Below are 6313 nucleotides of genomic sequence, written 5' to 3'. Positions count from 1 at the left end.
AATAGGCTGTCAAATTACTTCTATGAAAAAAATATGACCGCCTATTTTAAACTTAGTCATCGCTGAGGTTATATATGGCAGTCAGTATTTTATCTTCAATCCCGCAAATAGAAAAAATCCTTCAGAAAGCATTTATTTCATCTTACATTGACCGACTAAGTCGTCCTATCGTGACCGATATTATTCGTGATGAAGTTAAAAGCTATAAAAAATATATCCTTAGTGCCTCAACTAGTGCTGAATTTTCGCTTGAGCAGCTTTACGATAATATCGAACATGCCTGTTGGGTGATGAATCAACAGCGCCTTCAGCGTGTGATTAACGGTACGGGTGTCATTGTTCATACCAACCTTGGTCGCTCTCCTATTAATGCTGAACTGTGGCAAAGCGTTGAAGACGTCAATACCCATTACAACAACCTTGAAATCGATCTATCAACCGGAAAACGCGGCAAACGAAAAGGAATTATTCAAACCCTGATGACACACCTTGTCAAAGGCGAAGATACCCTTGTCGTGAATAACAATGCCTCTTCTGTTTACCTTATGCTGCACGAGCTGACACAAGGTAAAGAAGTGATAGTCTCGCGAGGTGAACAAATCCAGATTGGTGGCGGCTTTAGAATTCCCGATATTTTAGCGTTATCTGGCGCAAAACTAGTCGAAGTAGGCACAACCAATATCACCACAAATCAAGACTATCTTGATGCGATCACAGAAAACACCGCAATGGTTTTGATGATCCATACATCGAATTTCAAAATTCGTGGTTTCACCGAATCGGCTGACATCAAAGAACTTGCGAAAGAGTTACCGCCACACGTTATTTTAGCGGTTGATCAAGGTTCTGGTACAACCGTGGAAGATATGCCTGATGAACCAACCGTTGCCAGTTACATTCACGCTGGCGCAGATATCGTGTGTTTTTCTGGTGATAAAATTTTAGGTGGGCCACAAGCAGGATTAATCACAGGCGAACAATCGCTCATTCAGCGATTAGAGAAAAACCCGATGATGCGTGCATTTCGTCCGAGTCGCATTGTGTATTCTTTACTTGAAGAGCTAGCAGTAAGAAAGCTGAACCAACTTGAAAGTGGTTCAGGTGTTGCTGAAACCAAAAGCACCATGGCTGAAAAAAATCTCAAAGAACGTGCAGATCAACTGGCCGAAGGCTTTAACGATCGCGTACAAGTGATACGCTCAGAAATGACGGTGGGCGGAGGTTCATTACCCGATCAATCCACTCCATCATGGTCTGTTGAGCTTATACCTCAAAACACTAAATATGCCCGTTCACCTGAAAAACTTCTTAATCTTATGCGAGGCTGGCCGCTGCCAGTCATTGGTGTCATTAAGCATGACAAAGTGCAGCTAAATTTAGCCACCATTGACGACTCAGAAATTGCTTACCTCCGAAATCAACTTACGGAGGCCTTACAATGAGCTACGTCGTAGGCACTGCAGGACATGTCGATCATGGTAAATCGGCGCTGATAAAAGCATTAACAGGTATAGACACCGCCCACCTCCCGCAAGAAAAAAAGCGAGGCATGACCATAGACCTTGGTTTCGCTTACTTTAAACATCATGACGGCACACCCGTTGGTGTCATTGATGTACCCGGCCACGAGCGCTTTATCCGCAACATGGTTGCAGGGGTGTGGAGCTTAGATATGGTGCTATTTGTGGTCGCAGCCGATGAAGGCTGGATGCAAATGTCGACCGATCACTTAAAAGTCATCACATCGATGGGGATCGAAAACGTCACTCTTGTCATATCTAAAGCCGACTTAGTTGACGCTGATATGCTGGCATTAGTCGAAGAAGAAGCGCTAGAGCAGTTTCTTGAAATAGCAGGTTTTATTCCTGACTCTGTCGTTGTTTCATCGCACACAAAAAAAGGCATAGATGGCCTTCGCCAGCATATTTGTAATCGGCTAGATAACAAAATAGAAGAAGCCGAGCTAACGTTTAATACCCACCAGCAACAAGCACATCTCTATATCGATCGTATTTTCACCGTGAATGGTTTAGGTACCACTGTGACAGGTAGCCTATGCGGCGGTGAATTCCACGTAGGCCAAAAGCTCACGCTGCAACCCTCCGGCGAAAAAGTACAAGTGAAGAGCCTGCAATCTTACCACCAGAATATTGATACGGCAGAGCCTGTATCTCGCGTTGCTATTGCATTAAAAGGCATTAAGAAAAAGGATGTTGAGCGTGGCTTCTGCCTCACTGACAATCCAGAAGCAGGCTTTGTGACCAATGACTTGATTGTACGTTTAGACAGTTTGTTGTTCGAGAACAAGTGCCGCAATAACAGTGAAGTAGAGGTCGCTTTCGGTACATTTAACTGTCTTGCAAAAATCTTTGTGTTCAAAGGCACTAATTTAGCACGCTTACATTTAAATGAATCTGCGTGTTGTTTTTGGAATCAACGCGCTTTGCTGATCCAACACGGTGGTAGCCGCATCCTCAATTGTGGCGCCATTGTCTGGTGTGGGCCAGTCATTAAACAGCATCGTACTAAGCTATACGAACTTCTCACCGCCATGCCAGAACACCCAACCTGGGAAGACTATGTCATGATCAATATGTCTTTGTATGGCTATGCAAAACGTAACCAAGATGAGGCAAATGAATTTGGTTACCTTACTTGCCGCGAGTGGCTGTTCACCGAAGAATTTAGCACCCACACTTTTAGCCTAATCGAGTCCATTTTTAACCAAGAGCACATTGATTTATCGGCGAATGAACTCAGTAGCAAACTCCAAATCCCAGTAGACGCACTGTCTGCTTTATTAGAACACTTAAGTAATGAAGGGAAATTACGCCAAGCTGGCGAGCTATTCTCACTAGGTACTGGTCGCAACGAAGCACAGCTCTCGCCAATCGCGAAGCAAATTCTGACCAAAATGAACCAAGCAGGTAAACAAGGTTACGAAGCCGAGAAAGAAAAAATCCCTGGAGCACAAAAAGAACTGAGAAATCTCGTTCGTTTAGGATTTGCCGTCCCCCTCGAAGGCAAAATTTATTATGAAAAAAACCTCTACATGCAGCTTGTCACCGAGATGATCGAAGGGCTGGTACTGGATGCTAGATTCACAATCTCCGATGCGAAGGACCGCACTGGGTTATCACGCAAATACATGATCCCACTATTAAATAGAATGGAGCATGACGGTTGGATTAAGCGTATAGAAAATGATCGCCAAGTCATTAAAACCCTTGAATCTGCTATCGCATAACGCGGAATTGATCATCGAAGGAAAATGTTATGACCACAATCCAAACCAATACAAATACAAATACAAATACTGACGCACAACAAACAACAGTTACTACACCGCGGCTCACATCAATGACTCGTAAATCAGGATGTGCCGCTAAAATTGGCCCCAAAGCAATGGAGCAAGTGCTCGCCTCAATAACGCCGATGTTTCCACAACAAGCGTGTCCCGAACTTATGGTCGGATTAACAGTTAGCGATGATGCGGCAGTGTACAAAATTAATGATGATGTCGCGGTTATTCAGACTTTGGATTTTTTTACACCAATTGTGGATGATCCTTATGATTTCGGTGCAATTGCCGCTGCGAATGCGCTTAGTGATGTGTACGCTATGGGCGGACAAGCTACCCTTGCTATGAATATTTTCTGCGTACCCGCTGGCCTACCACAAGAGATTGTCGGCCAAATCTTGACTGGCGGTGCTGAAAAAGTGCGTGAGGCAGGCGCTGTCTTAGTTGGCGGGCATACCGTGGAAGATGATGAACCTAAATTTGGTTTATCTGTCATGGGGATCACTCATCCCGATAAAGTATTGACCAAATCTAATGTACAAAGTGGCGATATTCTCGTGCTGACTAAACCATTAGGCACCGGCATTATTTCAACCGCAGCGAAACAAGGGAATGCGAGTGACTACGCATTAACAGCCGCAACAGACAGCATGAAAAAACTCAATAAAGCCGCGGCGGAAATCATCTCTCGTTATCCAATCAAAGCTTGTACCGATGTAACGGGTTATTCGCTACTTGGTCATGCGCTTGAAATGGCAGAGAAGAGCCAATGTTGCCTCCATTTTACCGCCACTCAAATTCCATTCTTACCTGAATCACAAGATTACGCGCGCGACGATATTTATCCATGCGCAGCAAAACGCAACCTTGATGCGTTTAAAGCAAGCATCACTTTTAACGATGATTTAGAGCCCATTTGGCAATACAAGCTATGCAGCCCCGAAACCTCAGGCGGATTGTTGATCGCAGTGCCAGCTGATCACATCGACAAGGTTCTGGCTGAGTTTACTGATCGTAATGAACCATATTGGGTTGTTGGTCAGGCAGAAGCTGGTGAAGGGATCAAAGTTAGTTAGCTAATCAGGCACTTTTCCTACAAAACGTACAATACACCCACGAAACGACTTGAGTCTCATCAAGTCGTTTCTTTTTATTTGTATGATGTATATCAAAATAGCGTATGACACTAGGCGTATAGTATCGCTGTAATATCAATCAGTTCATCTTTTGGAACTGATTGGTATCGATTTATTCTTTCACGTATTTACGAGGATGTAACCGTGGACGCTTCCAAAATCTACTTACGCGATATATTAGGTTTAGGGCTAATTATCTTATCTGTGATGACAGTACTAGGGATATTATTCAGTGTACTGGCAGCACTTAACTACATCAGTCATGAAGAAGCAATGGCAGCAACTTACCTTAAAGAAGCCATTCCTTTGATGCTTTGTATTATTCCTGCATTACTACTTGGTAAATATATCAACAAACCTGCTTGGGTTAGTGCAACTGATGACTTCCGATTAAGTTCAGCTAAAAACCAATAGTCGAATTACGCAAGATCTCATGTTCTCGCATCGTTCATTGACTGCATTACAATAGTTAAACCTATATCAGGGCATAACTCAGCACCAGCGTTAAAACCGCTCCTTGATTGACGATATACTCCTTCCTAACGCGATCAATCAAGGGGCCTACATAAGCCCGTCGAGTATTTATCATAAACAGCTAACTCGCCTTAACGCCGAAAACGCGAGTACCTTGTTGCAGCGAGTACGTAAAAAAAACAACAAAACATTACGCGATAGCACAAATCAAATTTGAGAGGAATGTTACAGTTAGGCGTGAGCAAAGAATACTTTTGCAAAAAGAATGGAAATAGATAATTTTGGCCCATAGACAATATATCTACGGGCAGTGACTTTAGTGACTAAGCAAAGAAGAGAGTATATTTCTTTCAATGTTAGTTAAGGTTTTCGTCGCCTCTAAAGCGGGTACTAAATTATCAGGAAGACTTAGAAAATATCCCTCATCAACATCAAAAAGTACAGCTGCTTTCTTTAGGACTTTCTTTGATGGTTTGTTCTTTCCGGTTTCAATTAATGACAAGTAAGTTGTTGTAATATCGAGATAGTCTGCGCATGATTTGCAACTGATCCCCTGGTTGAGTCTGTGAGCTCTTAAAATATATCCACTAATTATCATCTAGACTATTTACCATTACGCACGTCAGGCCATCGACAGTGTTAATATCGTCAATAATATCAAATGCTGACTTAATAAAAGATTCACCGTCAATAGCAACAGAAGCATACATCCCATCTTCTTTTTCTTTAACGACTAATCCCGTTCTACCAATATCGCAAATTATTGAAATGGCAATGCTGTCGGCAGTTCTATTTTTATCATCGTATATTAAAATTTCGAAACTGAAAATCATGCTACCCCTTATAATATTTTTGTTCCATAAGGTTCCTATGCTCTACAGCGGCATTAAACGCGTCAGCTTCTTTTCGTCCATTCTTTCCGCCATAACCAAATTGTTTTCTTTTCTGGTTACCATCGACATACCAAGTGGTGTACCAATACGCGTAGACCCTTAACCGACCCGATTTTAATCTAACTTGTCGTTCACCATACCTAACACCTGTTATTCGGCTCTTAGATTTAGGCGCAACTTTCCCCTTCATTGGGGATGGCCTCATTGAAAGTAGCTTTCCTTCTTCCTTCCATTCCAAGCCCCAAAGTTCTTTACCCCTTCGATTACTGAAGTTTATTGCTCTTTGCATTGCCGCTTCTTCACAATCAAGAAAGTAAAAAGGTTTTCTTACCACTCTACTTTTACCTTGCGGGTGTGGGACGTTAGTCATAAAACTGGTAGGGTTTAAAGCATTTGGATGGTACGACAATCTACATGGGAGTTTTCTTATCATTTTATCTCCGCTATTACAGGAGGCAAACTGGCTATTTCATGTTGGATCGTTTTGTCATTTTCCGATTGTAATTTGA

Annotated in this window: 7 protein-coding genes; 4 read left to right on the top strand and 3 right to left on the bottom strand. The window is 42.5% G+C overall.

Going from position 1 to position 6313, the window contains the following annotated elements:
- Window positions 1–74: 74 nt before the first annotated feature.
- The 4 genes from selA to ASV53_RS21990 all read left to right on the top strand — a co-directional run bounded on the left by selA (window position 75) and on the right by ASV53_RS21990 (window position 4851).
- Entirely contained in the window at window positions 75–1442 is a 1368-nt protein-coding gene (gene selA, locus ASV53_RS22005; protein ID WP_083541041.1) for an L-seryl-tRNA(Sec) selenium transferase, read from the top strand.
- Window positions 1439–3247 (top strand): selenocysteine-specific translation elongation factor, encoded by a 1809-nt coding sequence (gene selB, locus ASV53_RS22000; protein ID WP_094958693.1) that lies wholly within the window; start codon window positions 1439–1441, stop codon window positions 3245–3247. Before selA ends, selB begins: the two co-directional genes overlap by 4 nt.
- A gap of 29 nt (window positions 3248–3276) precedes the next feature.
- The gene (selD, locus tag ASV53_RS21995) at window positions 3277–4377 is read left to right on the top strand and encodes a selenide, water dikinase SelD (RefSeq protein ID WP_094958692.1); all 1101 of its coding nucleotides are present in this window, start codon (window positions 3277–3279) and stop codon (window positions 4375–4377) included.
- A gap of 204 nt (window positions 4378–4581) precedes the next feature.
- On the top strand, window positions 4582–4851 hold the full coding sequence (locus tag ASV53_RS21990; RefSeq protein WP_094958691.1) for a D-fructose-6-phosphate amidotransferase: 270 nt from the start codon (window positions 4582–4584) through the stop codon (window positions 4849–4851).
- A gap of 376 nt (window positions 4852–5227) precedes the next feature.
- On the opposite strand, the gene ASV53_RS26270 is transcribed toward ASV53_RS21990, so the two are convergent.
- The 3 genes from ASV53_RS26270 to ASV53_RS21975 are packed head-to-tail and all read right to left on the bottom strand — an operon-like array spanning window position 5228 to window position 6237.
- Window positions 5228–5509, bottom strand: a complete 282-nt coding sequence (locus ASV53_RS26270) for a helix-turn-helix domain-containing protein (RefSeq protein ID WP_062692572.1) — start codon at window positions 5507–5509, stop codon at window positions 5228–5230.
- Window positions 5499–5744: a hypothetical protein gene (locus ASV53_RS21980; RefSeq protein ID WP_062692570.1), complete on the bottom strand. Its 246-nt coding sequence runs from the start codon at window positions 5742–5744 to the stop codon at window positions 5499–5501. The genes ASV53_RS26270 and ASV53_RS21980 overlap by 11 nt, the downstream gene beginning before the upstream one ends.
- Before the next feature lies 1 nt (window position 5745).
- Window positions 5746–6237 carry a hypothetical protein gene (locus tag ASV53_RS21975; RefSeq protein ID WP_094958690.1) on the bottom strand — a complete coding sequence of 164 codons (492 nt, stop codon included), beginning with the start codon at window positions 6235–6237 and terminating at the stop codon, window positions 5746–5748.
- Between the last annotated feature and the right edge of the window lie 76 nt (window positions 6238–6313).

The sequence above is a fragment of the Photobacterium sanguinicancri genome (assembly GCF_002265265.1).
GTDB lineage: Bacteria > Pseudomonadota > Gammaproteobacteria > Enterobacterales > Vibrionaceae > Photobacterium > Photobacterium sanguinicancri.
Note: the sequence above shows the minus strand (reverse complement) of the source record. Positions and strands in the feature narration are given on the sequence as shown.